The 25,578-nt window shown below is 68.5% G+C and carries 23 protein-coding genes, 2 tRNA genes and 1 riboswitch; of the genes, 21 read left to right on the forward strand and 4 right to left on the reverse strand.

Going from position 1 to position 25,578, the window contains the following annotated elements; translation table 11 throughout:
- The first annotated feature begins 3 nt into the window (after window positions 1-3).
- The 8 genes from ACAM57_RS17390 to ACAM57_RS17425 all read left to right on the forward strand — a co-directional run bounded on the left by ACAM57_RS17390 (window position 4) and on the right by ACAM57_RS17425 (window position 7,952).
- Window positions 4-972, forward strand: coding sequence for a Bug family tripartite tricarboxylate transporter substrate binding protein (locus ACAM57_RS17390; protein ID WP_369658296.1), 969 nt, complete (start codon window positions 4-6; stop codon window positions 970-972).
- Between the two features lie 283 nt (window positions 973-1,255).
- Window positions 1,256-3,061, forward strand: coding sequence for a nitrite/sulfite reductase (locus tag ACAM57_RS17395; RefSeq protein ID WP_369658297.1), 1,806 nt, complete (start codon window positions 1,256-1,258; stop codon window positions 3,059-3,061).
- A complete protein-coding gene (locus ACAM57_RS17400; RefSeq protein ID WP_126019251.1) occupies window positions 3,058-3,453 on the forward strand; it encodes a DUF934 domain-containing protein in 396 nt (131 codons plus the stop codon). The genes ACAM57_RS17395 and ACAM57_RS17400 overlap by 4 nt, the downstream gene beginning before the upstream one ends.
- Window positions 3,454-3,474: 21 nt before the next feature.
- Complete coding sequence (locus ACAM57_RS17405; protein ID WP_126019249.1) at window positions 3,475-4,095, forward strand: phosphoadenosine phosphosulfate reductase family protein; 621 nt, start codon at window positions 3,475-3,477, stop codon at window positions 4,093-4,095.
- Between the two features lie 46 nt (window positions 4,096-4,141).
- On the forward strand, window positions 4,142-5,083 hold the full coding sequence (cysD, locus tag ACAM57_RS17410) for a sulfate adenylyltransferase subunit CysD (protein ID WP_126019247.1): 942 nt from the start codon (window positions 4,142-4,144) through the stop codon (window positions 5,081-5,083).
- 114 nt (window positions 5,084-5,197) lie between these two features.
- Window positions 5,198-6,538, forward strand: a complete 1,341-nt coding sequence (locus ACAM57_RS17415; protein WP_369658298.1) for a sulfate adenylyltransferase subunit 1 — start codon at window positions 5,198-5,200, stop codon at window positions 6,536-6,538.
- Between the two features lie 44 nt (window positions 6,539-6,582).
- Entirely contained in the window at window positions 6,583-6,912 is a 330-nt protein-coding gene (gene fdxA / locus ACAM57_RS17420) for a ferredoxin FdxA (protein ID WP_126019243.1), read from the forward strand.
- Window positions 6,870-7,952, forward strand: coding sequence for an NAD(P)/FAD-dependent oxidoreductase (locus tag ACAM57_RS17425; RefSeq protein WP_369658299.1), 1,083 nt, complete (start codon window positions 6,870-6,872; stop codon window positions 7,950-7,952). The genes fdxA and ACAM57_RS17425 overlap by 43 nt, the downstream gene beginning before the upstream one ends.
- On the opposite strand, the gene ACAM57_RS17430 is transcribed toward ACAM57_RS17425, so the two are convergent.
- Window positions 7,949-9,259 (reverse strand): aspartate aminotransferase family protein, encoded by a 1,311-nt coding sequence (locus ACAM57_RS17430; RefSeq protein ID WP_369658300.1) that lies wholly within the window; start codon window positions 9,257-9,259, stop codon window positions 7,949-7,951. The genes ACAM57_RS17425 and ACAM57_RS17430 overlap by 4 nt on opposite strands.
- Window positions 9,260-9,371: 112 nt before the next feature.
- Between ACAM57_RS17430 and ACAM57_RS17435 the strand changes: the two genes are divergently transcribed.
- The gene (locus ACAM57_RS17435) at window positions 9,372-10,115 is read left to right on the forward strand and encodes a TetR/AcrR family transcriptional regulator (RefSeq protein ID WP_369658301.1); all 744 of its coding nucleotides are present in this window, start codon (window positions 9,372-9,374) and stop codon (window positions 10,113-10,115) included.
- On the opposite strand, the gene ACAM57_RS17440 is transcribed toward ACAM57_RS17435, so the two are convergent.
- On the reverse strand, window positions 10,102-11,043 hold the full coding sequence (locus ACAM57_RS17440; RefSeq protein WP_369658302.1) for a LysR family transcriptional regulator: 942 nt from the start codon (window positions 11,041-11,043) through the stop codon (window positions 10,102-10,104). The genes ACAM57_RS17435 and ACAM57_RS17440 overlap by 14 nt on opposite strands.
- Before the next feature lie 84 nt (window positions 11,044-11,127).
- Here ACAM57_RS17440 and ACAM57_RS17445 point away from each other — a divergent pair, with 84 nt between their 5' ends.
- Genes ACAM57_RS17445 through ACAM57_RS17455 form a run of 3 tightly spaced genes read left to right on the forward strand, consistent with a single transcriptional unit; the run spans window position 11,128 to window position 14,335 of the window.
- Window positions 11,128-12,135 carry a Bug family tripartite tricarboxylate transporter substrate binding protein gene (locus tag ACAM57_RS17445; RefSeq protein WP_369658303.1) on the forward strand — a complete coding sequence of 336 codons (1,008 nt, stop codon included), beginning with the start codon at window positions 11,128-11,130 and terminating at the stop codon, window positions 12,133-12,135.
- Window positions 12,132-13,355, forward strand: coding sequence for a Rieske 2Fe-2S domain-containing protein (locus ACAM57_RS17450; RefSeq protein WP_369658304.1), 1,224 nt, complete (start codon window positions 12,132-12,134; stop codon window positions 13,353-13,355). The genes ACAM57_RS17445 and ACAM57_RS17450 overlap by 4 nt, the downstream gene beginning before the upstream one ends.
- Entirely contained in the window at window positions 13,352-14,335 is a 984-nt protein-coding gene (locus ACAM57_RS17455) for a 2Fe-2S iron-sulfur cluster-binding protein (protein ID WP_369658305.1), read from the forward strand. Before ACAM57_RS17450 ends, ACAM57_RS17455 begins: the two co-directional genes overlap by 4 nt.
- Here the strand turns inward: ACAM57_RS17455 and ACAM57_RS17460 are convergent.
- Window positions 14,309-16,207, reverse strand: a complete 1,899-nt coding sequence (locus ACAM57_RS17460) for an adenylate/guanylate cyclase domain-containing protein (RefSeq protein ID WP_369658306.1) — start codon at window positions 16,205-16,207, stop codon at window positions 14,309-14,311. The genes ACAM57_RS17455 and ACAM57_RS17460 overlap by 27 nt on opposite strands.
- Before the next feature lie 198 nt (window positions 16,208-16,405).
- A riboswitch (TPP riboswitch) is annotated at window positions 16,406-16,506 on the forward strand.
- A gap of 76 nt (window positions 16,507-16,582) precedes the next feature.
- On the opposite strand from ACAM57_RS17460, the gene ACAM57_RS17465 reads away from it, so the two are divergent.
- The gene (locus tag ACAM57_RS17465; RefSeq protein WP_369658307.1) at window positions 16,583-17,926 is read left to right on the forward strand and encodes a cytosine permease; all 1,344 of its coding nucleotides are present in this window, start codon (window positions 16,583-16,585) and stop codon (window positions 17,924-17,926) included.
- Here ACAM57_RS17465 and thiD read toward each other — a convergent pair.
- Window positions 17,871-18,719, reverse strand: a complete 849-nt coding sequence (gene thiD / locus ACAM57_RS17470) for a bifunctional hydroxymethylpyrimidine kinase/phosphomethylpyrimidine kinase (protein WP_369658308.1) — start codon at window positions 18,717-18,719, stop codon at window positions 17,871-17,873. The genes ACAM57_RS17465 and thiD overlap by 56 nt on opposite strands.
- Window positions 18,720-18,754: 35 nt before the next feature.
- On the opposite strand from thiD, the gene ACAM57_RS17475 reads away from it, so the two are divergent.
- The 8 genes from ACAM57_RS17475 (at window position 18,755) to ACAM57_RS17510 (ending at window position 25,332) form a co-directional block, all read left to right on the forward strand.
- Window positions 18,755-19,846 (forward strand): FAD-dependent oxidoreductase, encoded by a 1,092-nt coding sequence (locus ACAM57_RS17475; protein WP_369658309.1) that lies wholly within the window; start codon window positions 18,755-18,757, stop codon window positions 19,844-19,846.
- Entirely contained in the window at window positions 19,843-20,046 is a 204-nt protein-coding gene (gene thiS, locus ACAM57_RS17480) for a sulfur carrier protein ThiS (protein ID WP_126019219.1), read from the forward strand. The genes ACAM57_RS17475 and thiS overlap by 4 nt, the downstream gene beginning before the upstream one ends.
- Window positions 20,047-20,064: 18 nt before the next feature.
- Window positions 20,065-20,877, forward strand: a complete 813-nt coding sequence (locus ACAM57_RS17485) for a thiazole synthase (RefSeq protein ID WP_184638334.1) — start codon at window positions 20,065-20,067, stop codon at window positions 20,875-20,877.
- A complete protein-coding gene (locus ACAM57_RS17490) occupies window positions 20,874-21,809 on the forward strand; it encodes a thiamine phosphate synthase (protein WP_369658310.1) in 936 nt (311 codons plus the stop codon). Before ACAM57_RS17485 ends, ACAM57_RS17490 begins: the two co-directional genes overlap by 4 nt.
- A gap of 5 nt (window positions 21,810-21,814) precedes the next feature.
- Window positions 21,815-23,974, forward strand: coding sequence for a TonB-dependent siderophore receptor (locus ACAM57_RS17495; RefSeq protein WP_369658311.1), 2,160 nt, complete (start codon window positions 21,815-21,817; stop codon window positions 23,972-23,974).
- Window positions 23,975-24,022: 48 nt separating this feature from the next.
- Window positions 24,023-24,098 (forward strand) — tRNA-Asn (locus ACAM57_RS17500).
- Window positions 24,099-24,263: 165 nt separating this feature from the next.
- Window positions 24,264-24,339 (forward strand) — tRNA-Asn (locus ACAM57_RS17505).
- Between the two features lie 132 nt (window positions 24,340-24,471).
- On the forward strand, window positions 24,472-25,332 hold the full coding sequence (locus ACAM57_RS17510; protein WP_184638340.1) for a GyrI-like domain-containing protein: 861 nt from the start codon (window positions 24,472-24,474) through the stop codon (window positions 25,330-25,332).
- Window positions 25,333-25,578: the final 246 nt, after the last annotated feature.

Genomic DNA, 25,578 nt, shown 5'->3' on the forward strand with positions numbered 1-25,578 from the left:
CCCATGAACAAGATGCCTTCCGTCTCCCGTCGTCATGCAATGGCCGCCCTGGGTGGCGCCGTCGCGCTCGCGGCCTCTCCCCGCCTCTTTGCCCAAGGTGCCCGCCCGCTGACCTGGCTGGTCGGCCAGCCGGCCGGCGGCAGCGTGGACATCCTGACCCGCCTCGTGGCGCGCCACGTCGAGCAGGCGCTCGGCCAGCCGGTGGTGGTGGACAACCGGCCCGGCGCCGCGGGCGCCATCGCTCTGCAGGCGGCCGCACGGGCACCGCATGACGGGCTGACGGTCGTCACCATTCCCGGGCCGATCCTGACCAGCATGCCCGTGCCCCGGATCGGCAAGGAACTGACCGGCGTGGCCACGCTGGCCAAGGGGCCGATGGTGCTGGTGGGCACCACGGCCAGCCCGATGCCGCCCACGCTGGCCGCGCTGCTCGCCGCCGGCAAGGACCCGAAGGCCTTCAGCTTCGCATCGTCCGGCAACGGAACCAGCCAGCACCTGGCCGGCGAGCTGATGAACCAGATCGCCGGCACGCGGATCGTCCACGTGCCCTACAAGGGCGGCAGCCAGGCCGCCACCGATGTGGTCGGCGGGCAGGTGCAGCTGGGCATGCTCGGCATCACGCCGGTGCTGCCGCACATCAAGTCGGGCAAGCTGCATGCGTACGGCGTGACCACTGCCACGCGCTCGCCTGCGCTGCCCGATGTGCCCACGCTGCGCGAAGCCGGCCTGCCCGGTTTCGACGCGGACCAGTGGTTCGTGGTGGCCGCGCCCGCGGGCGTGCCGGCCGAGCGGGTGCGTGCGCTCAACGCGGCGATTGCGCAGGCGCTGCAGAAGCCCGAGGTGCAGTCGGGCTACGCGGCCGCGGGCGTGACGCCGGCTCCCGCCACGGCGGAGCAGACCACGGCCTTCGTGGTGCAGGAACTCCAGCGCTGGCAGACGCTGGCGAAGAAGGCCGATCTGCCGCTGGATTGAGCGGATGACGGCCGGCGCTGCCCGGCCCTCCGTCTTTCCGCCACCGGGCAGGCGCGTGCCCGGAAACGCCTTGCCGGACTCTTCGCTCCGGCTGCCTCGCCTTATCCGGAATAAGCATCAAACCGTCCGGAAACCCGCATGGATACTGGCGAATAAGCTTATCCGCATAAAGCGCGAACCAAAAAATAGTTTGGTTCCATAAGGAGCGCTTGGACAATCGCGCCTTCTTGCTGGGGTACCCGCTACGCGCGCGGCACCGCACTTCCCTCAAGACAAACGCACGATGTACCAATACACAGAATTCGACCGCCAGTTCGTCCACCAGCGGGCTGCCCAATTCCGCGACCAGCTCGAGCGCTGGCAGAAGGGCAAGCTCGCCGAAGACGAGTTCCGCCCCCTGCGCCTGCAAAACGGCTGGTACGTGCAGCGCTACGCGCCGATGCTGCGCGTGGCCGTGCCCTACGGCGAACTGTCGAGCCGCCAGCTGCGCGTGCTGGCCCGCATCGCCCGCGAATACGACGAGCCCGAGGCGGAGGTCTACAAGAAGGCCATCGAGACGCAGGGCCTGCTCGGCAGCCACAAGCTGCCCACCCACTACGCCCACTTCACGACCCGCCAGAACGTCCAGTACAACTGGATTCCGCTGGCCAAGTCGGCCGACGTGATGGACTTGCTGGCCTCGGTCGACATGCACGGCATCCAGACCAGCGGCAACTGCATCCGCAACATCACGAGCGACGAGCGCGCCGGCATCGCCGTCGACGAGGTGGCCGATCCACGTCCGTTCGCGGAAATCATGCGCCAGTGGAGCACGCTGCACCCCGAGTTCGCGTTCCTGCCGCGCAAGTTCAAGATCGCCATCACCGGCGCCACCGAGGACCGCGCCGCCACCGGCTGGCACGACGTGGGCTTGCACGTGGTGAAGCACGAAGCCGGCGATGCATCACAAAACATCGCCCCTGGCGATGTGGGTTTCCGCGTGCAGGTGGGCGGCGGCATGGGCCGCACACCCATCGTGGGCACGGTGCTGCGCGAGTTCCTGCCGTGGCAGCAGATCATGAACTATCTCGAGGCCGTGATCCGCGTCTACAACCGGTACGGCCGGCGCGACAACATCTACAAGGCTCGCATCAAGATCCTGGTGAAGGCCGAGGGGCAGCGCTACATCGACGATGTCGAGGCCGAGTACAAGCAGATCCTCGAGCACGACGGCGCGCCGCACACCATCACGCAGGAAGAGTACGACCGCGTGGCTGCGTCCTTCGTGCCGCCCGCGCTCGCCACCCGCGTGCTGCAGAGCGCCGAGAAGACCGACGCCGAGCTGCGCCACCACGCCGCCGACGACGTGCAGTTCGCACGCTGGCTGGCGCGCAACGTGGCGCCGCACAAGAACCCGGCCCTGCGCGCCGTGACGCTGTCGTTCAAGCGCCTGAAGCAGGCGCCCGGCGACGCCTCGGCCGACCAGCTCGACACCATCGCCGAACTCGCCGACCGCTTCTCGGCCGGCGAAGCCCGCGTGACGCACGACCAGAACGTGCTGCTGCCCTGGGTGCATGCCGAAGACCTGCACGCGCTGTGGATCGCAGCCCGCGCCGCCGGCTTCGCCAGCGCCAACGTGCACCTGCTGACGGACATGATCGCCTGCCCCGGCGGCGACTTCTGCGCGCTGGCCAACGCACGCTCCATTCCGGTGGCCGAAGCCATCACCGAGCGCTACCAGGACCTCGACGAGCTCGACGACCTGGGCGAGATCGACCTGCACATCAGCGGCTGCATCAACTCGTGCGGCCACCACCACAGCGGCCACATCGGCATCCTCGGCGTCGACAAGGACGGCAAGGAGTGGTACCAGGTCACCCTCGGCGGCTCCGACGGCTCCGCGCTCAGCGGCACGCCGCAGGCCGGCAAGGTGGTCGGCCCCTCGTTCTCGGCGGCAGAAGTGCCCGGCGTGATCGAGGCCGTGCTCAACACCTACCGCGACACCCGCGAAAGCGGCGAGAACTTCATCGACACGCTGCGCCGCGTCGGCCACGACGCGTTCAAGGCCGCCGCCAACGGTGCACGTTTCAAGGTGGAGGAAGCAGCATGAAGAAGACCCTGAACATTCTCTCGGCGGAAGAGCACGTCGACGACGGCGACCCGAAGGTGCTGCAGCTGGCCAACGACGCCGACCCGCTCGCCATCGAGGAGTGCCTGGCCGACATCGAGCGAATCGACCTGCACTTTCCGAAGTTCACCGACGGCCGCGCCTACAGCCAGGCCTTCCTGCTGCGCCGCCGCCTGGGCTTCACCGGCGACATCCGCGCCACCGGCGACGTGCTGATCGACCAGCTCGTGCAGATGGAGCGCACCGGCTTCTCCAGCGCCGTGCTCAAGGAAGGCGTGGACGCCACCGACGCGCAGCGCCAGTTCGACCGCTTCGCTTCCTTCTACCAGGGCGACGCGGTGAAGACCGCGCCGCACTTCGCGGCCGGCAACTGAGAGCGCAGGAAAGCACCGCACATGAGCATCGACATCGAACGCATCAACGCCGAACTCGGCCGAAACGCGCAGGGCCTGGTGGACTGGGCACTCGGCCTGGGCCAGCCGGCCATCGTCACCACCAATTTCCGCCCCTTCGAGGCTGTGATCCTGCATCTGGTCACTCAGGTGAAGCGCGACGTGCCGGTGGTGTGGATGGACAACGGCTACAACACCGAGGCCACCTACCGCTTCGCCGACGAAGTGACGAAGCAGCTGGGCCTGGACCTGCACATCTACCTGCCGCGCCGCTCGCGCGCCCATCGCGAGGCGGTGGAAGGCCCGACACCCGCGCTGGACGACCCGCGCCACGCCGCATTCACCGAAGAGGTGAAGCTGGAGCCCTTCGCGCGCGCCCTGCGCGAGACGGCGCCGAAAGTGTGGTTCACCGCGCTGCGCGCCACCGACACGGCCGTGCGTGCGCAGATGGACCCGGTCAGCATCAACCCCGACGGGCTGATCAAGGTCGCGCCGCTGCTGCACTGGTCTTCCAAGGACCTGCACGAGTACTGCGTGAAGCACGGCCTGCCCAACAACTTCGACTACGTCGACCCGACCAAGGGCGAAGACAACCGCGAGTGCGGACTGCACCTCGCGCACTGAGCCCCTGCACCGCATCGACCTACCGCATCCAGCACCCCATCCTCCGATGAACGCCCGAACCGAAACCGAACTGCTGCTGCCGCCGGCGCACCTGTCCAACACGCACCTCGACGCGCTGGAGGAAGAAACCATCTTCATCCTGCGCGAAGTGGCGGCCGCCTTCGAACGCCCCACCCTGCTGTTCTCGGGCGGCAAGGATTCGCTGGTGCTGCTGAAGTGCGCGGAGAAGGCTTTCGGCGTCGGGCGCATTCCCTACCCGCTCTTGATGATCGATACCGGCCACAACTTCCCCGAGGTCACGGAGTACCGTGACCGTCGCGCGAAGGAACTGGGTGCCGAGCTGATCGTGCGCAGCGTCGAGGACTCGATGAAGCGCGGCACCGTGCGCCTGGCGCACCCCGGCGAGTCGCGCAATGCGCACCAGTCGGTGACGCTGCTGGAAGCCATTGAAGAATTCCGCTTCGATGCGCTGATCGGCGGCGCCCGCCGCGACGAGGAGAAGGCGCGCGCCAAGGAGCGCATCTTTTCGCACCGCGACAGCTTCGGCCAGTGGCAGCCCAAGGACCAGCGCCCCGAGCTGTGGACGCTGTTCAACACCCGCCTCGCCCCGGGCGAGCACTTCCGCGTGTTCCCGATCTCGAACTGGACCGAACTCGACGTGTGGCAGTACATCGCCCGTGAGGAAGTCGGCCTGCCTTCGATCTACTACACGCACAAGCGCGAAGTGGTGGAGCGCCGCGGCCTGCTGGTGCCGGTGACCGGGCTGACCCCCGCTCGCGACGGCGAGACGGTGCAGGTGCGCGACGTGCGCTTCCGCACCGTGGGCGACATCACCACCACCTGCCCGGTGGAAAGCCTGGCGGCCGACGCGAGCGACGTGGTGCTCGAGACGCTGTCGGTCGACGTGAGCGAGCGCGGCGCCACCCGCATGGACGACATGACTTCGGAAGCTTCCATGGAGAAGCGCAAGAAAGACGGGTACTTCTGACCCACCCCCAGGCTTCGCGCACTTCGTGTCGCTACGCCCACCCCCTCGAAGGGGCAACACCAGCGGCCCGGCAGAGCCGGTTCCGCGGTGTTCCACGAATTGGAGAATCACTCAATGAACGCTGCTGTCATTTCAAACGCCTCGCCCGCCGAAGTCCACGGCGACACCGGCACCGCCCTGCGCTTCATCACCTGCGGCTCCGTCGACGACGGCAAGAGCACGCTCATCGGCCGACTGCTGGTCGACAGCAAGACCGTGCTGCAGGACCAGCTCGCCGGCGTGCAGCGCGGCGGCGAGACCGACCTGGCCCTGCTGACCGACGGCCTCTCGGCCGAGCGCGAGCAAGGCATCACCATCGATGTGGCGTACCGCTACTTCTCGACGGCCAAGCGCAAGTTCATCATCGGCGACGCGCCGGGCCATGAGCAGTACACGCGCAATATGGTCACGGCCGCCTCGGCCGCCGACGCGGCCGTGGTGCTGGTCGACGCGACCAAGCTGGCCTGGGCCGCCGAGGTGGAAGACGGCACCGTCGTCAAGCGCGAGCTGCTGCCGCAGACGCGCCGCCACACGCTGCTGTGCCACCTGCTGCGCGTGCAGTCGATCGTTTTCGCCATCAACAAGCTCGACGCCATCGGCGATGCCGGCCTTGCCTTCGAGCGCATCTCGACCGCGCTGAACGCCTTTGCCGAAGCGGCCGGCGTGAAGGTCGCGGCCATCGTGCCGATCTCCGCGCTCAAGGGCTGGAACGTGGCCACGCGCCATGCCGACTGGGTCGGCTACGAAGGCCCCAGCCTGCTCGAGCTGCTGGAAGACCTGCCAGTGACGGCGCAGGACGAAGCCGTGCCCTTCGCCTTCCCGGTGCAGTGGGTCGAGAAGTTCTCGTCGTCGGCCGACACCTCGCAGGGCCGCCGCGTGTTCTGGGGCCGCGTCGCCTCGGGCCACGTGGAGCCGGGCCAGCGCGTGACCGTGCTGCCGAGCAACCAGACCGCCACCGTCGCCCAAGTGCTGAGCCACACGCGCCAGCCGAAGGCGGTGCATGCGGGCCACAGCGCCGGCATCGTGCTGGACCGCGAGGTCGACGTCTCGCGCGGCGACTGGCTGCTGGCGCCCGGCGCCTTCGAGCCGGTGCGCGAGATCACCGCCACCGTGGCCTGGCTCGACGACGAGCCGCTGGTCGCGGGACGCGTCTACTGGGCTCTGCAGGGCCACCGCTGGGTCAAGGCCAAGGTCGCGCGCATCGTCGATCGCGTGAACATCACCACGCTCGAATCGGAAGCCGCAACGCAGATCGAGGCCAACGCCATCGGCGACGTGGTGCTGGCGCTGCAGCAGCCGCTGGCGGTGCTGCCCTTCACGCAATCGCGCGCCCTGGGCTCGCTGGTGCTGGTCGATACGGCCTCCCACAAGACCGCCGCTGCCGTGCTCGTGCAGCCTTCCGCCGCAAAGGCCTAAAATCCCGGGTTTTCCCCGACCTCACCACTGACGCCAGAAAACAAATGACCCACGTCGTCTCCGAAGCCTGCATCCGTTGCAAATACACCGACTGCGTGGACGTTTGCCCCGTCGACTGCTTCCGCGAAGGTCCCAACATGCTGGTGATCGACCCGGACGAGTGCATCGACTGCGCGGTGTGCATCCCCGAGTGCCCGGTCAACGCGATCTACGCCGAGGAAGACCTGCCGGCCAACCAGATCGCCTTCATCAAGATCAACGCCGAGCTGGCCCAGGCCGACGGCTGGAAGAGCATCACCAAGCGCAAGCCCGCCCTGCCCGACGCCGAGGAGTGGAAGGACAAGACGGACAAGATCGGGGAGCTGGTGCGCTGAACCAGCCCGCCGCCCCTGCCGTTTCCCCGATCGAGACCGACGCGCTGATCGTCGGCGCCGGCCCCGTGGGGCTGTTCCAGGCCTTCCAGTTGGGCCTGCTCGAAATCTCCTGCCACATCGTCGATGCACTGCCCGCCGCCGGCGGCCAGTGCGTGGCGCTGTATGGCGACAAGCCCATCTACGACATCCCCGGCACGCCCGTGACCAGCGGGCGCGACTTGGCGCAGTCGCTGCTGCAGCAGGTGGCGCCTTTCAAGCCGCAATTCCATTTCGGCGAACAGGTTTCCACCCTGGCACGCGGGGCCGACGGGCGGCTGCTTCTCACCACTTCGGCGGGCAAATCATTCCTCGCCAAAACGGTGTTCATCGCGGCCGGTGTCGGCGCCTTCGTGCCCAAGCGCATCGCGGTCGAAGGCATCGCGCAATTCGAGGGCTCCTCGCTCTTCTATCACCCTGATTCGCTGGACCGCTTCGCCGGGCAGACGGTGGTGGTCAACGGTGGCGACGACATCGCGCTCGAAACCGCCATTGCACTCACCGCCATCGCGAAGCAGGTCACGCTGGTGCACCGGCGCGACGGCTTCCAGGCAGAGGAAGCCACCGTTTCGGCCATGCGCGCCCTCGTGGCCGCGAGCAAGATGGCCTTCCAGGTCGGCCAGCCCACGGCCTTCGACGGCAAGCAGTTCCAGATCACCACGCCCGACGCGACCACGCTCGATCTGCCGCTGGACGCGCTGGTCGCCTGCCTGGGCATCTCGCCGCGCCTCGGCCCCATCGCCGACTGGGGGCTGGAGCTGGAGCGCAAGCAGGTGCCGGTGGACACAGAGAAGTACGAAACCCGCGAACGCGGCGTGTTCGCGGTGGGCGACATCAACACCTATCCGGGCAAGAAGAAGCTCATCGTCTGCGGCTTCCACGAGGCCACGCTGGCTGCCTGGGGCGCCACGGCCATCGTGTTTCCCGGCAAGGCCGTTCCGCTGCAGTACACGACCACCAGCACCCGCCTGCACGAGCTGCTGGGCGTGGCCGGCTCCCGCTAGTTCCTGGCGGCACCGGGCAGCAGCGCCCGGTATTCGCCGATGAAGCTGCCGATGGCGGCCACGTAGCGGTCGATGTCCGCATCGGTCAGCGGCAGCGACAGCACCACGAAGCCGCGCGGCGAGGTGTAGATGCCCTCGCTCAGCAGATGGAAGAACAGCAACTGCCGCAGCCGGGCGTCGACCGGTGCAAGGTCGTCGGTGCTGCGCACCTCGCCGCCCACGAAATGCGCGTTCATCAGCGAGCCGATGCCGGCGAACTGCATCGCAACGCCCTCGCTTGCGCACAGTGCGTTCAGCCGCTGCCGCATCGCATCGCCACGCGCTGCCAGTGCGCCCGCGGCCTCCGGCGTGAACAGCTTCGTGAGCCCGGCATGGCCCGCCGCCATGGTCAGCACGTTGTTGTTGAAGGTGCCCGAATGGGCCAGCGGCCCGGTGCGCGGATCGAACAGCGCCATCACGTCGGCACGTCCGCCGAAAGCGCCGAAGGACATGCCGCCGCCGATGTACTTGCCCAGCGTGGTCAGGTCGGAGCGGATGCCCAGCTTGTTCGCCAGCCCATGCGGCGCGAGGCGCGAAGTCATCACCTCGTCGAAGATCAGCAGCGCGCCGACGCGGGTGGCCGATTCGCGCAGCGCCTGCAGGAACTCCAGCCGGCCCGGAATGCAACCGCCCGCGCCCTGCATCGGCTCCAGCAACACGGCGGCGATCTCGGGGCCGAGCCTGTCGATCTGCTCGCGCGCGGTCCGCTCGTCGTTGTAGGGCAGCACCAGGAAGTCGAAGGGCACGGTCGTCGGCAGCGGCTTGGCGCCGAAGCCCAGCACGCCGCCGTGATAGCCGCCCGAAAACACGACGAGCTTGCGGCGGCCGGTGAAGTGCAGCGCCGCCGTCAGCGCCATAAGGTTCGCCTCGGTGCCGGAGTTGGTGAAGCGCAGTTGCTCGATCTGCGGAAAGCGCTCGCAGATGAGCCTGGCGAGCCGGCCTTCGAGCAGGTTGTGGCCTGTGAGGTTGATGCCGCTGTTCATCGCCTCGGCGACGGCCTCCCGGATCTCTGGCGCCGAATGGCCGTAGACGCCGGCCGTGTACTCGGCGATGAAGTCGGCATAGCGGTGGCCGTCGGCGTCCCACAGCGTCGCACCCTCGCCTTTCGCGATGGTCAGCGGGAACGGCGCATAGAACAGCACCGAACGGCTGTTGGCGCCTGGCATGTAGCGCGCCTGCGCCTCGAACTGGCGCAGGCTGGCGGGATTGCCTTCGGTGAAGCGGCGGTGCGCTGCTGCGAGGGCCTGGTCGATGTCGGCGTGCGCCATGGCGATGTCCTTCGTAGGTTGTGCGCCCGTCGCATGCAGCGCGATTTATTGTTCGATGCTCAATTTATTTTGTTTATACAGTCAACCCGACTGCCGCACAATGGCTGCAACCATGACGAAGCAATCGCCCCCCAAGCCACCGAAACCCCGCACTGCCGGCCGCCCCTCCGGCGGCGGTGGCCTGACGAAGCAGCGCATCGCCGAGGAGGCGCTCGCGCAGATCGACGAATTCGGCCTGGGCGCCTTCAGCATGCGCGAGGTGGCGGCCCGGCTCGACGTCTACCCGGCCACCGTGCACTGGCACGTGAGCACGCGCGAGGCACTGCTGGCCGAAGTGGCGGCGCTGGTCATGGCCGAGGTCGCGCCGCCGCCCGGCAAGCTCGTCTGGAAGGACTGGATCGCCGAACTCTTCCGCCGCTGCCGCGCCACCGTACGGCGCCATCCGAACGTGGCGCAGCTGCTGGGCGCGCAGCTGGTGTCCAACGGCAGCCTGCCGATGGAGCTGGTCGAAGGCATCCTCGCCACGCTGGCCGACGCCGGCTTCGAAGACGAAGCGCTGCTGGAGGCCTACAACTGCGTGGTCGCCGCGATGCTGGGCTTCCTGACGATGGAGTTCTCGCCCCTGCCCGCCGACAACACGCAGGCCTGGGCCGAGGAGCTGCGCGAACGCGTGCACACGATCCGTCCGCTCGACCACCCGGTACTCACGCGCAATCTCGCTCAGCTGGCAAACAAGGCCTTCATCCTGCGCTGGGACAACGGCACGACGGTGCCGCTGGACAGCAGCTTCGAGCGCCATATCCAGATCACCATCGACGGGCTCGAAGCCTTCGCGCGCCGGATCAGAGCCCGCTAGCGGCAGCGCCTTCGGCCGGCGCGTCGCGCCCGATGCGCAGCAGCGCGTCCTTCAGCCAAAGCAGGCCGGCGTCGGAGTTGGAGCGCCGGTTCCAGCACACCACCGAGCGGTAGCCCTGCAGTTCGAAGGGCAGTGGATGCACCGCGAGCAGATGCCTGAAGCGCTCGGCCACGCGCAGCGGCATCACGGCGACATGGTCGGTCTGCGCCAGCAGGTCGACGATCTGGCCGAAGCTGGTCATGGCCACGCTCATAGTGCGCGTGCGGCCCAGCCGCGCCAGCACCTGGTCGATGAGATCGTCGAGTGCCGAACTGCCGTAGCCCAGGAACACGTGCGGCGCCTCGCAGAAGTCGTCGAGCGTGGCTTGCTGCGTCATCGTCGGATGGCCCAGCCGCACCGCGACCACGTAGCGGTCCTCGTACAGCAACTCCGATTCGCAGTCGCTCGGCGGCTGCAGCCGCGGCAGCACGGCGATGTCGAAGTCGCCCTTGCGCAGCCGCTCGGTCAGCGTGAGGAAGGAACTGGTCTCCCAGTAGATGCGCACGCGCGAGCCGCAGGCCACCAGCTCGTTGGCCAGCCTCGGCAGCAGCAGGTGGCTCGCGTAGTCGCCGCCCGAGATGCGGAAGATGCGCTGCGACCCGGCCGGGTCGAAGCCCTCGCCGGGCTCGAGCATCGCCGACAGGTCGGCCAGCACGCGCTCTACCTGCCCGGCCAGGGCCTGCGCGCGGGCGGTGGGCTCCACGCCGTGCGCGGTGCGGGTGAAGAGCGGATCGCCGAAGGTATCGCGCAGCCGGTTGAGCGAGGCGCTCACCGCAGGCTGGCTCAGGAAGAGCCGGGTCGCCGCGCGCGACACGCTGCGCTCGCGCATCAGCGCATCGAAGGTCCGCAGCATGCCGACGTCGAGGCTGCGGATATCACGTTGGGCCATATCTCATATCAAAAGCTTCGAATTGCCCGCGGGGCGGGCTGTCCGTATCGTCGAGCGCACAAGTACATCACGACTGGAGACACGATGAATCGGTTCAGACCCTCGCCGCCCGGCGAGGCCACACGCCGCCGCGCGCTCAGCACCCTCGGCGCGGGCCTCGCGGCACTCGCCCTGCCGGCCTTCGCGCAGACGCCGCACTTTCCGAGCCGCGTGGTGCGCATCATCCCCTTCGGCTCCGGCGGCGGCCCGATGGACACCATCGCCCGCGTCTACGCCGAAAAGCTCAAGGCGCGCTGGAACCAGCCGGTGATCGTCGAGGCCAAGCCGGGCGCGAGCGGCACCATCGCCGCCGACACCGTCGCCAAGGCTGCGCCCGACGGCTACACCGTGCTGCTGACGCTGCCGCTCACGCACATCAACAACGTGGTGCTGCAGCCGAAGCTGCCCTACGACCCGGTGAAGGACTTCGAGCCGCTGTCGCAGCTGGCCACCGGCGGGCCGATGCTGATCGCGCGCGCCTCGGCGCCGTTCTCGAACGTGCGCGAGTTCGTGGCCTATGCCAAGGCGCATCCCGGCATCTCCTACGGCACCTGGGGCAACGGCTCCAACGCGCATCTGTTCGGCGAGCTGCTGGCGCGACAGAACAAGCTCGATCTTGTGCATGTGCCCTACAAGGCCGAGGCCGCGGCGCACAACGACATGTTCGGCGAGGCGCTGGGCGTGGCCTGGGCCAATCCGGCGACTGCGCGCGGCCTCGCGCAGGCCGGGCGCATCAAGGTCCTGGGCATCACCGGGCGCCAGCGCGTGCGCTCGATGCCCGACGTGCCGACCTTCACCGAACAGGGCTTTCCCGGTTTCGACCTCGACAGCTGGATCGGCGTGTATGCCCCCGCGAAGACGCCTCGGCCCGTGCTCGACGAATGGTCGAGCGCGCTGCGCGAGATCACGAAGATGCCCGATATCCAGGAGCGCCTGGCCGGCTTCGGATTCGAGCCGCTAGGCAGCACGCCCGCCGAGTTCAGGGCCAGCTACATGGCCGACTTTCCCCGTGTCGCGGACCTGATCAAGGCCGCAGGAGTCACTCCCGAATGAGCACCGTCGCATCCGCATCCCCTGCTGCCGAATGGCAGCCGATCGCCTTCGATACCGGCACCGCCTACGGCCGTAAGCCGCCCAGCCACAAGCCAGAGCTGACCGAGGTCGGCGCCGGCACGCCCATGGGCGAGCTGCTGCGCCGCTACTGGCACCCGATCGGCCTTGCCGCCGACGCCACTGACACGCCACGCCAGGTGCGCGTGCTGGGCGAGGACCTCATCCTGTTTCGCGACAGGAAGGGCCGAGCGGGCCTCGTGCACTGGCGCTGCGCGCACCGGGGCGCCTCGCTCTACTACGGGCGCGTCGAGGAAGAAGGCATCCGCTGCTGCTACCACGGCTGGATGTTCGACGTGCAGGGCCACTGCGTCGACCAGCCCTGCGAGCCCGACGGCGGCGCGCGCAGCCGGGGCCGCGTGCGCCAGCCCTGGTATCCGGTGCAGGAACAGTACGGGCTGATCTGGGCCTACCTCGGCCCGGCCGAGAAAAAGCCGGTGCTGCCGCGCTACGACTGCCTGGAGACGCTGGATGAGGGCGAGACGCTGGAAGCCGACGGCAACAGCATCGGCGGCGGCGGGCCGCAGATCATTCCGTGCAACTGGCTGCAGCATTACGAGAACGTGGCCGATCCCTTCCACGTGCCGGTGCTGCACGGCAGCTTCAGTGGCACGCAGTTCGTGGCACTGATGGGCCAGATGCCCGACGTGACCTTCGAGAGCACCGACACCGGCGTGAAGATCATCTCGATACGCAAGCTGGAGGACGGCAGCGTCTTCCGCCGCGTGGCGGGTCCGGTGCTGCCCACGCTGCGCGTGGTGCCCAACCCGCGCGTGGCGGCCTACGGCCGGGTGGAGTCCATCGGCTGGGTGCTGCCCATCGACGACCACAGCTTCCGCATCTACACCGTGGGCCGCGTGAAGACGCCGGGCGACCTGGCCCGCGTGCGCTCGCGCCTGAACGGCAAGCTGTGGGAAGAACTGACCGAGGCCGAGCACCGCGCCTTCCCGGGCGACTACGAAGCGCAGGTGAGCCAGGGCGCGATCACCGCGCATTCGGAAGAGCACCTGGCCACCTCCGACCGCGGCATCGTGATGCTGCGCCGGCTGCTGCAGCGCCAGCTCGATGCGGTGCGCGAGGGGCGCGATCCGGCGGGCGTGAGCTTCGACCCGGCACCGCCGCCCGTGCATTTCGACGCCGGAAACTTCATCGTGAGCGAATGAGCGCAGCGGCGTCCATCGCGGGCCAGCCCATCGCCGTGCGGGTGGCGCGCAAGACGGTCGAGGCCGAGGACGTGGCCAGCTTCCGGCTGGTCTCGGCCAGCGGCGCGCCGCTGCCGGGCTTCGCGCCAGGCGCGCACATCGACGTGTCGCTGCCCGGCGGGCTGGTGCGCCAGTATTCGCTGTGCAACCTGCCAGGGCAAGACGAGCACTACGAGATCGGTGTGCTGCGCGACGCCGCCTCACGCGGCGGCTCCCTCGCGATGCACGATGCGGTGCATGAAGGCGCGGTGCTGAACATCAGCCCGCCGCGCAACCACTTTCCGCTGGACGAAGGCGCCGCGCACAGCCTGCTGCTGGCCGGCGGCATCGGCGTGACCCCGCTGCTGTCGATGGCTCAGCGGCTGGCCTCGCTGGGTGCCGATTTCGCGCTGCACTGCTGCAGCCGAACCGCCGCGCGGGCGCCCTACCGGCGTCGGCTGGAAGGCAGCGACTTCGCCGACAGGGTGTTCTTCCACCATGACGACGGTCCGCCCACGCAACGGCTGGATCTCGCCGCGACCATCGGCCGCCCGGCACCCGGCAGGCACATCTACGTGTGCGGCCCGCAGGGCTTCCTCGATGCGGTGCGAGCCATGGCACGCGACCTGCAATGGCCGGACGCCCAGGTGCACTTCGAATACTTCTCGGGCGCGATGCAGCCGGCAGGCGAACAAGGCGAGTTCGAAGTCGAGCTGCGCAGTTCGGGCCGCGTGGTGCGCGTGCCAGCCTCGCTCAGCGTGGTGGACGCACTGGCGGCCGAGGGTGTCGACATCCCCGTGTCCTGCGCGCAGGGCGTGTGCGGCACCTGCCTTACGCGCGTGCTGCAGGGCGAGGTCGAGCACCGCGACCTCTATCTCACGCCCGAGGAGCAGGCCGCCAACGACCAGTTCCTGCCCTGCTGCTCGCGGGCCCGTTCAGCCCGGCTGATGCTCGATCTGTAGCAGCTCGTAGAGCACCATGCGCGTCTGCCGGCCGCGCAGCTCCGCGAGCTCTTCGATGCGGCGCGTGGCGAGCCGGCCGCCCAACCCCTCGAAGGTGGCCTCGGAGATCAGCGTGCGCGTGCCCAGCTCCTTGTTGGCACCCTCGATGCGGCTCGCCGCATTGATCGCGTCGCCGATGGCGGTGTACGACAGGCGGTTGCTCGAGCCGAGCACACCCGCGATCACATGGCCGGTGTGGATGCCCACGCGCGTGCGGAACTCCTGCAGGCCCTCGGCGCGCCACTTCTCGTTGAGCGCGTTCATCTCGGCATGCAGCTCGATCGCCGCGAGGCAGGCGCGGTACTCAGCATCCTCGAGTTCGGTGGGTGCGCCCCACAGCACCATGATGCCGTCGCCCATGAACTTGTCGATCACGCCGCCGTGACGCGCGAAGATGCCGGCGGCGAGATTGAAGTACTCGGTGAGCTGGCGCACGAGCACCTCGGCCGGCATCGACTCCGAGATGCTGGTGAAGCCCTCCACGTCGGTGAACATCGCGGTGATGCGCTTCGGCGAGCCGCTCGGCCCCAGCGCGTGCCCTTCCGCGACGAGTTGCCGGATGATGTCCACCGGCACGAACTTGCTGAAGGCCTTGAGGCTGCGCGCGGATTCGTCCAGCGCCTGGTTGAGGTGCTGCACCTCGAGCACCCGGCTCGGCTCGATCGGCAGATCGTCGAGTTCCAGCCGCCCGATGCGGCGCGCGACGCGCGAGAGGTTCTCGATGGGCCCGGTCACCAGCTTCGACAGCCGCAGCGAAATGATGAGCGCCAGCGCCAGGAAGCTGACCGTCAGCGCCAGCGACCAGAGCACCGAGCGCTGCAGGCCACCGAGCAGCAGCTCCTCGGGCTCCCAGCTCACGAGCTGCCACCGGGTGTGCGGCAGGTGCGAGGTCTGCACGAGGTAGCGACTGCCTTCGTGCTCGATGGAGAAGGCCTGGTCGTCGGCTCCGCCTGCCGTGCTGACCGAGAGCATGTGCGCATGGATGGCGCCGAGCACGCCGCTGTCGGGCGACTCCAGCTCGCGCACCGGATCGGGATGGTCGCTGCGCGCGATCACGTGGTGGTCCGAACTCATCAGGGCGCTCTCGCCATGGCCCTGCGCACCGAAGGCACCCACGAGCCTGGACAGATGCCCCAGCGACACGTTGGCATCGACCACGAGTCCCCGCCTGTGCCCTTCGTCGTCGGCGCGCGCCGAAGGCCGCGCGTGCCCGACGGCCAGCTCCTGCGAGTCGCTCATCATGAATGGCTGGGTCCACACCGGTCCTTTCGCCTTCATGGCCTCCAGGTACCAGGTGCGCTTCTCGGGATCGAAATCGCTGCGGTAGGCCGAGATCGATGTTGTCGCAAAACGCTGCTTCGCGTCGCCGCCGTCCCGGTCCGGCGAGTCCTTGTAGTGCCAGGTCTCGGTGCTGAATCCGTCGGCGCGCAGCACCTGGCGGATGGCCGGCACCGGGTAGCGCACCGCCATCAGCACGTGGCCGTGGTCGGTGGCCACGTTGATGCTGTCGATTTCCGGCGTCTGCTCCAGCAGCGTCCAGAGCATCTCGGCGGTCTGCTCGCCATCTTCGCCGCAGACATGGACGCTGGGCGAATCGGCGATCGCACGGATCGCCGCCTCGGTCTTCGCAAGGAAGGCGAGCACGCTGTCCTCGACCCGGTCGTGGTTGATCTTGTGCGCGGCGGTGCCGAGCCTCGACACCAGCCTCTCGGCGGCCCAGTAGCCGAAGGCCACCAGGAGCAGCGACTGCACCAGCGCCACCGCGCAGATGATGGTCCCCACGTCGACCCTGAACCGCCTGAGGCGGGTGCCCTTGAAATCCTCATCGACCATGCAAGCTCCTCTTCATTTCTTGTTTCTGCACGCTTATCGGCATGCGCTCCCGTTTCTTCTGCCGTCGTTTTCCTCGGCGGTCGATTCTCGCGCGGCGCATCCGCATGCCGAGGGTTTTCCCTGCCCGCAAAGGCATGCCTGGCGTCGCGGCTTCCCGGCCCCGCATAAAATCGGCTCCGCGCCACGGGTTTGCCGCGGCGTACTTGCTAGGGGTGTTGGGCGGCTTGCCGTCCGGCTGAGAAAGTCCCTTTGAACCTGATTGAGGTAATCCTCGCGCAGGGAAGCTGGTCCGGTGGCCTCTCGCGCCTTCTCGCGTGAAAGCCGCGCCACTGGGGCCTCGCCCACCTGCCAAACCTTTTGCACTGGAGCAAACGGATGGCACACGACGACAAGAACAACGATGCCGCTGGCGTCTCGAACGAGGCGCTGACGCCCCTGCCCGCCTCGCGGCGCGTGTTCGGCTGGCACGACCATGCCTCGCTCTGGTTCAGCCTCGGCGTGGGGCTGCTTGTGATGCAGATCGGCGCCTACCTGGTGCCGGCCGTGGGCACGCGCGACGCGGCGATCGCCATCGTGCTCGGCTCCTGCATCGGCGCGGGCCTGCTGGCCTGGACCGCGCGGCTTGGCTGCCAGAGCGGCCTGGCGAGCGCCGGCCTCATGCACGCCACCTACGGCAGTGCCTTCGCGCGGCTGCCGGTGCTGCTCAACATCGTGCAGCTGGTGGGCTGGACCACCTTCGAACTCGTGGTGATGCGCGAAGGCACGCAGGCCATCGGCCAGACGGTGGTGGGGCCGGCGCTGGGCAGCTTCTGGGGCGGCGTGCTGACGACCTTGCTGTGGGGCGCGGTGCTGCTGGCGCTGCTCGCCGGCTCGATGGTGAAGCTGGTGCGGCGCTTCGTGAGCCGGTTCGGGCTGCCGCTGGTGGTGCTGTCGCTGCTGTGGCTCACGTGGCAGTTCGCGGCGCAACTGCAGGCCAAGGGGCTGGACGCCTTCTGGGCGCGCCCCGGCGACGGCACGATGGGCATGTTCAGTGCGCTCGACCTGGTGATCGCGATGCCGGTGTCGTGGCTGCCGCTGGTGGCGGACTATGCGCGGCACGGCAAGCGCAGTTCCGGCGGCCTCGGCGGCGCATTCGGCGGCACCTGGATCGGCTACGCGGTCGCGAACGTCTGGTGCTATGCGCTGGGCGTGATGGTGGTGAGCGTGGCCGAACCGGGCACGGGCCTCGTCACCGCGCTGCTGCTGGCCCAGGGCGGCCTGGTGGCGCTGGGCCTCATCCTCATCGACGAGCTCGACAACGCGTACGGCGACGTCTACTCGGGCTCGGTCTCCACGCACAGCCTGCTGCCGCGCTGGAGCGTGAAGCGCTGGGGCCTGCTGCTGGCTGCCCTGTGCATCGCGCTGGCGCTGGTGCTGCCGATGCACACGCTGGAGCCCTTCCTGCTGCTGCTGAGTTCGGTGTTCGTGCCGCTGTATGGGGTGATCATCGGCCGGCTGGGCAGCGGCGAGGCGGTATCGCCGCAAGGCGCGCGGCGCAAAATCGACTTCGGCGCGGCACTGATCTGGATCGCGGGCATCGCCGCGTATCACGCGCTTGCCAAGTGGGCACCGCAGTTCGGCTCCGCGCTGCCGACACTGGCCGCGACTTTCGCGCTGGCCTGGCTCAGCCGGCCTTCAACGGCAGCCGGTGCGTCGGCACTGGCGCAAAGCCGTGGTTGAGCGGGCCATGACCCGCGCCGATCTTCACGTCTGCACCTGCAGCCATCGCGCCGAGGATGTAGGCGCGCGCCCTCTCGACCGCCTCGGGCAGCGTCGCGCCCAGCGCAAGGTGCGCGGCAATGGCGGACGACAGCGTGCATCCGGTGCCGTGCAGGTTGCGGCTTTCGATGCGGCCGGAGGCCAGTCGCTTGCGTTCGCCATCGGCCTGCAGCAGCACATCGACCACTTGGTTGCCCGGCAGATGGCCGCCCTTGAGCAGCACGGCCTTCGCGCCGAGCGCCAGCAGTTCGTCGGCCGCGCCGTCGAGTGCATCCACGCCTTCGATGGCACGGCCGATCAGCAAGGCGGCTTCGTCGAGATTGGGCGTGACGACCACGGCGCGCGGGAACAGCTCGCGCACCAGCACCTGCACCGTCTCGGCCGCGATCAGGCGATCGCCGCTGGTGGCGACCATCACGGGGTCGAGCACCACGTTCTTCAGCCGGTAGCGGTCGATGGCCCAGGCCACCACTTCGACCACCTCGGGCGCGTGCAGCATGCCGAGCTTGACGGCATCGACGCCGATGTCTTCGACCACGGCCTGGATCTGCGCCTTGAGGAAGTCGGGCGGCACGCCGTGGATGCCCGAGACGCCCAGCGTGTTCTGCGCGGTGAGCGCAGTGATGGCCGTCATGCCGTAGCAGCCCAGGGCGGCGAAGGTCTTGAGATCGGCCTGGATGCCGGCGCCGCCACCGCTGTCGGAACCGGCGATGGAAAGCACGCGTGCGTAGCGCTGAGTGGGCTCTTGGGTCATGCCGAAAATTATCGGCGACGCGAAGGAGCCCTGGCATGAGCCTTCCTTTCGACTCGGTCGCCATCCTCGGCGCAGGCCTCATGGGCCGGCTGATGGCGGTGACGCTGGCGCACGCCGGGTGCAAGGTCGATGTGTTCGAGGCCGGCAGCGCCGAGGCCGAAGGCGCTGCCGCGCGCGTGGCCGCCGCGATGCTGGCGCCGCTGGCCGAATCGGCCGTCGCACCGGTGTCTGTCGTGCGCATGGGGCAGCACGCGCTCGCGCGCTGGCCGGAGCTGCTCGCGCCGCTGGCACAGCCCGTGTTCTTCCAGCGCGAAGGCACGCTGGTGCTCTGGCATCGGCAGGACGCGGCCGAAGCAACGCGGCTCGCCCGCGTGCTCGCGAACACCGGTGCGCAGGTGCCCGAGCTGGCGCCGATGCAATCCGTCGACGCTCGCGCGATCGCCACGCTGGAGCCCTCGCTGGGCCAGCGCTTCGCTCAGGGCCTGTTCCTTCCGGGCGAAGGCCAGCTCGACAATCGCGCGCTGCTGGCCTCGCTGCTCGCCACGCTCGAGAGCAGCCCTCTCGTCACGCTGCACTGGCAATCGCCGCGTACGCCTTCGGACTTCTCGCCCGGAACGACAGGCCAGCCCGACTGGGTAATCGACTGCCGCGGCCTCGGCGCCCGTCCGCAGTGGAATGCTCTTCGTGGTGTGCGCGGCGAGGTGATCCGCGTGCATGCGCCCGAGGTGAGCCTGAAGCGACCGACGCGCCTCGTGCATCCGCGCTACCCGCTCTACATCGCGCCCAAGCCGGGCAACCTGTTCGTGATCGGCGCGACCGAGATCGAGTCGGACGACATGTCGCCCGCCAGCGTGCGCTCCACGCTCGAACTGCTGAGTGCCGCGTATGCGGTGCACAGCGGCTTCGCCGAGGCGCGCATCGTCGAGATCGCGACGCAGTGCCGGCCCACGCTGCCCGACAACCTCCCTGCCCTGCGCCTGCCGCAACCGCGCGTGCTGCAGATCAACGGCCTGTACCGCCACGGTTTCATGATCGCGCCCGCGATGCTCGACGCGGCGATGGAGGTGCTGACGCAGGGCCGCTCGCCCCTTGCGGAGAGCTTCGGCATGGAGACCCGAGACACATGACGATGAACATCCTGATCAACGACAAGCCCTTCACCCTGCCCGACCAGGCGATGCTGACCGACGCGCTGGCCGCGCTGGAGGCCACGCCGCCCTTCGCGGTGGCCGTGAACCGCGAATTCGTGCCGCGCTCGGCCTACGCCACGCGCGCGCTGAAACCCGAAGACCGCGTCGAAGTGATCCGCCCCGTGACGGGCGGCTGATTGATGGAGACAACAGAAATGACGACCCCGAACGACCCCTTGGTGCTCTACGGCGAGACCTTCCACAGCCGCCTGCTGCTGGGCACCGCGCGCTACCCGTCGCCCGACCTGCTCGAAGCCGCCGTGAAGCGCGCGAAGCCCGCAATGCTCACTGCCTCGCTACGCCGGCAGACGGCCAGCCAGGGCTCGGGCAACAGCGAGCTCGGCAACGGCTTCTGGGAGCTGCTGCGCAAGCTCGCGGTGCCGGTATTGCCCAACACCGCCGGCTGCCACAGCATTCAGGAGGTGGTCGCCACCGCGCAGATGGCGCGCGAGCTGTTCGACACGCCGTGGATCAAGCTGGAGCTGATCGGCGACGACTACACGCTGCAGCCCGACACGCTGAACCTGGTCGACGCGGCCTCGCAGTTGATCCGCGAGGGCTTCAAGGTACTGCCCTACTGCACCGAGGACCTCGTGCTGTGCCAGCGCCTGGTCGACGTCGGCTGCCAGGCGGTGATGCCTTGGGCCGCGCCCATCGGCACCGGCCGCGGACCGGTCAACCCCTACGCGCTGCAGGTGCTGCGCGACCGGCTCAAGGTGCCGATGCTGGTGGACGCTGGACTGGGCCTGCCTTCGCACGCCTGCCAGGTGATGGAGTGGGGATACGACGGGGTGCTGCTGAACACGGCCGTCGCGCTGGCGCAGGACCCGGTCGCAATGGCCGGCGCCTTCGCCGACGCAGTGCAGGCCGGGCGCAGCGCGCATCGCGCCGGCGCCATGGCCGCGCAGGAGGCCGCGCAACCCAGCACGCCCGTGCTCGGCACGCCTTTCTGGCACCACGAATCATGAGCACCACATTCGACTCCGGCGCCATCGCGCAGGCCATCGTCGCTGCGCACGGATTGCGCTTCGGCGCGATCACGTCGGCGCCGGTGAGCGCGCCCAACTTCTCTTCCGACGATCCGGTGTATCGCGGCGCCAAGCGCGCGTGTTCCGCGCTCGGCTTCATCGAGATCGACGCCGAATGCCTGGCCCTCGCATGGACCGCGCAGACACAGCGCCTGAGCAGCTTCGATGCTGCGTTGTGGCCCGACGCGCCGGAGGACTTCGGCATGCGCCCCTTTCCGCCCACCGCGCGCGACGACGCATTTCCGCCCTGCCCAGAACGGCTCGGCCTCTATGCCGTGCTGCCCGATGCGAAGTGGGTCGGCCGCATGGCGCGCGCGGGTGTGCCGACGGTGCAACTGCGATTCAAGTCGGACGACAGCGCGGCCATCGAGCGCGAAGTTCAAGCGGCCGTCGAGGAGGTGCGAGGTACCGGTGCGCTGCTCTTCATCAATGACCACTGGCGGGCCGCCATCGCGGCCGGTGCCTACGGCATCCACCTCGGCCAGGAGGATCTCGACGCGCTCTCGCCAGACGAACTGGCGCAACTTCGCGCCTCCGGCCTGCGCCTTGGCGTCAGCACGCACGGCTATGCGGAGATGGTGCGCGCCGACAAGGTGAGCCCGAGCTACATCGCCATGGGCGCGGTGTATCCGACCACGCTCAAGAAGATGGCGACCGCACCGCAGGGCGTGGCGCGGCTGGGCGCCTATGCGCGGCTGCTGCGCGGCTATCCGCAGGTCGGCATCGGCGGCATCGATGCGGTGCGGCTGCCGGAGGTGCTGGCGACCGGCGTGGGTTCCATCGCCGTGGTGCGCGCGCTCGTCGCGGCCGACGCCCCGGAAGCCACGGCCGCGGAATGGATCGCGGCCATCGATGCCGCTGCGGGCAAATGAACAGAATGAAAAAGACAGAGCTTCCCTTCGATTCTTCCGGCCGGCATCGGCTGTCTCCCGTCTCGCGTGCGCTGGCAGCCATGCTCTTCGCGGCGGCATGTTCAGCGCATGCGCAGCAGCAATCCGCGCTGCCGGAGATCACCGTCAGCGAAGGCACGGCCGCGCCCCAGGCCGACGTGAGCGGCTTCGGCGACGTGCCGCTGCGCGAGCTGCCGATCTCGGCCACGGTGATCGACAGCAAGCAGCTGCAGGCCAGCGGCGCGCGCCGGCTCGCCGATCTGACGCAGTTCGACGCTTCCGTCACCGACGCCTACAACTCCGCCGGCTACTGGGACTACCTCACGGTGCGCGGCTTCGTGCTCGACAACCGCTTCAACTACCGGCGCGAGGGCCTGCCGATCAGCGCCGAGACTTCGATTCCGCTCGACAACAAGGAACGCGTCGAGATCCTGCGCGGCACAAGCGGCATACAGGCCGGTACCAGCGCGCCGGGCGGGCTGGTCAACTACGTCGTGAAGCGGCCCACCGAACAGGACCTGCGCACGGTGCGCATCGAGACCACCAGCCGCGGCAGCGTGCTCGGCGCCATCGACCTCGGAGGGCGCTTCGGCGAGAACCGGCAGTTCGGCTACCGGCTCAACGTGGCGAGCGAGAACCTCAGGCCGCTGACGCACAACCTCGACGGCAACCGCAACCTGTTCTCGCTCGCGGCCGACTGGCGCATCACGCGCGACTCGGTGCTGGAGTTCGAGATCGAGCAGAGCCGCAAGACACAGCCGAGCCAGAACGGCTACAGCCTGCTGGGTAGCGTGCTGCCGGCGCCGGTGGATCCGCGCATCAACCTCAACAACCAGCCGTGGTCGCAGCCCTCGGTGTTCAAGGCGCTCACGGGCACGGTGCGCTTCAGCCAGGCGCTGAACGCCGACTGGCGCTGGAGCGCGCAGATCGGCCAGCAGCGGCTGAAGAGCGACGACCGACTGGCCTATGCCTTCGGCTGCGGCGCCGAAGGCAACTACGACCGCTACTGCTCCGACGGCACCTTCGACTTCTACGACTTCCGCAGCGACAACGAGCGCCGCACGCTGACGGCCGGCAGCATCAACCTCAAGGGCAACGTGACGACGGGCAGCGTGCGGCACGAGCTCGGCTTCGGGCTGCTGCAAAGCCGCGTGCGCAACCGCTTTGACAACCAGGCCTACAACTACGCGGGGACCGGCAACATCTGGGGCACGGCCGTCGTGCCGCCGGCGCCGGATGCCACCACGCCGCAGACCAACCGGGACGAGCGATCGACCGAGTTCTCTGTGCAGGACGCGATCCGCTGGAACGAGCGCTTCACCACGTGGCTCGGCGCGCGCCATACGCGGCTCGACCGCAGCAGCATCGGCAACGACGGCTCGAATCCGACCGGCTACAAGCAGGACGTGACCACGCCGTGGATAGCGGCGAGCTACGCTTTCCAGCCGGAGCTGCTGGCCTATGCGAGCTGGGGACGCGGCGTCGAGTCGCAGGTGGTGCCGAACAGGATCTCGCAGTACAGCAACGCGGGGCAGGCCCTGCCCGCGCTGCGCTCGCGTCAGTGGGAGCTTGGCCTCAAGGGCGGCAACGACGCCTTCAACTGGCAGCTCGCATGGTTCGACATCTCGCGGCCGCTGACCAACATGGAGCTGTGCAGCGGCTTGTGCGAGGTGCGCAACGACGGCAAGGCGGTGCATCGTGGTCTCGAAGCGGGTGCGCAGTGGAACCAGGGGCCCTGGCGCATCGGTGGCAGCGTGACGCTGATCGATGCGAAGCGGCGCGGCAGCACCGCCGATCCGGCGCTCAACGGGCAGTCGCCCACGAACGTGCCCAAGCAGGTGCTGCGCGCGCAGACCGCCTACCGCTTCGCATCGGTGCCGGGCCTCGAGGTTGCGGGACAGCTCTCGTACGAAGGCCGCCGCAACGTGCTGCCTGATGGCTCGATCACGCTGCCCTCGTGGACGCGCGTCGATGCCGTGCTGCGCTACGACACGAAGCTGCGCGGCGCGAACGCGAGCTGGACGCTGTCGGTCGACAACCTGTTCGATCGCCGCTACTGGAAGGAATCGCCCTACCAGTTCGGGCATGTCTACCTGTTCCCTGGCGCGCCGCGCACGCTGCGTCTGGGGCTGAGCGTTGCACTTTGAACGCGTTGCCGAAAGTCATAAAAAATGACGCTATAATCTAAGGCTTGTTCCTCGATAGCTCAGTCGGTAGAGCGCCGGACTGTTAATCCGTAGGTCCCTGGTTCGAGCCCAGGTCGAGGAGCCACCACAAAGCCGCAAGGCCTCTGGATGCCCCGCTACCCACAAGGTAGCGGGGCATTTCATTTGAAGTGGTGCGCGGTGTTTCTTGCAGGCAATCGTCGCATCGATGCAAAAAATGCAGTCGAAGCGCCGAGATCGGCAAATCCATTGCATATAATTTAAGGCTTGTTCCTCGATAGCTCAGTCGGTAGAGCGCCGGACTGTTAATCCGTAGGTCCCTGGTTCGAGCCCAGGTCGAGGAGCCACCATCAAGCCGCAAGGCCTCTGAAGAGCCCGCTGTCTTTACGGACAGCGGGCTTTTTCTTTGGTTGCTCCGCTGGCCCATGTGAGCAAAGTCGGCTAAGTGCCCCTCGCATGAAAGGCGCACACTCGCGCGCATGGAAAGCAGCCGCCGGATCGAGCAGGACTACCGCGCCCGCGTGGCGCGCGCCGTCGCGGCCATCGTTGCCGATCCGATGGCTGAGCACCGGCTCGAAGACCTCGCGCGGCTCGCGCACTTCTCGCCCTTCCACTTCCACCGCGTCTATGCGAGCGTGGCCGGAGAAACCGTGGCGGCCACAGTGCGGCGCGTACGACTGGCGCTCGCCACCCGGCTGCTGGAAGCCGGCGACCAGAGCATCACGCAGGTCGCGCTGGCCGTGGGCTACGAAAGCCCGCAGGCCTTCACGCGCGCCTTCGGCCAGTTCACCGGACAGTCGCCGCGCGCATTCCAGCAAAAGATGGTGCGGGCGATTCTCGATGTCGATGCGTTGCCTCAACCCGATGACGGCGTCGCCGCGCCAGCCGTGCGCATCGTCGAACACCCGACACGACGGCTGCACGCGCTGCGGCACCAGGGGCCGTTCTCGACCATCCCTCACACTCATCGGCGGTTGCGCCAGCACGCCGGCACGGCCCGCATCACGGACCGCTGGGGAGCGTCTTTCGACGAGCCGGAGGGCAGCATCGGCTTCAGGTACTACGCCGCCGTCGACTCTCCCGATGCGTGGCCGGAAGTCCCCGAAGTCGAGATGCTCGACATTCCCGGCGGCTGCTACGCGGCGCATCGCCTCGCGGGCCCGTACTCGCAGATCAACGCTGCCGTGCGCGCCCTCTACATCCGCTGGCTGCCCGCCAGCGGCTACGAGCCCGACGACCGGCCCACGCTGGAGCACTACCTGAACTCGCCGCGGCAGGTCTCGCAGGCCGAGCTTCGCACCGACTTGCTGATTCCGATCCGCCACACAGGCACGCCGTGAAACCGGCTAGCGCGGCTGGAACGCGATGAGCACCCTGCCCGCCGTGCTTAACGGCAGTACACGCGGGGCCATTGCTTGATGGGCTCTTAGTGCATCCCTACACTCGTGCGCATGGCCCGTTCGTTCCACTCCCGCAAGCACGCTGCGCTCGAAGCAGCGCGTACCGGTGCCGTGGCGACGATGGCGGCCTACCGACGCACCTGCGCACTTTCCTGAGCCCGGCGGTCCGCTACCCTCCTTCTGATG

This window comes from Variovorax sp. V15 (genome assembly GCF_041154425.1).
Taxonomy (GTDB): Bacteria; Pseudomonadota; Gammaproteobacteria; order Burkholderiales; family Burkholderiaceae_C; genus Variovorax; species Variovorax guangxiensis.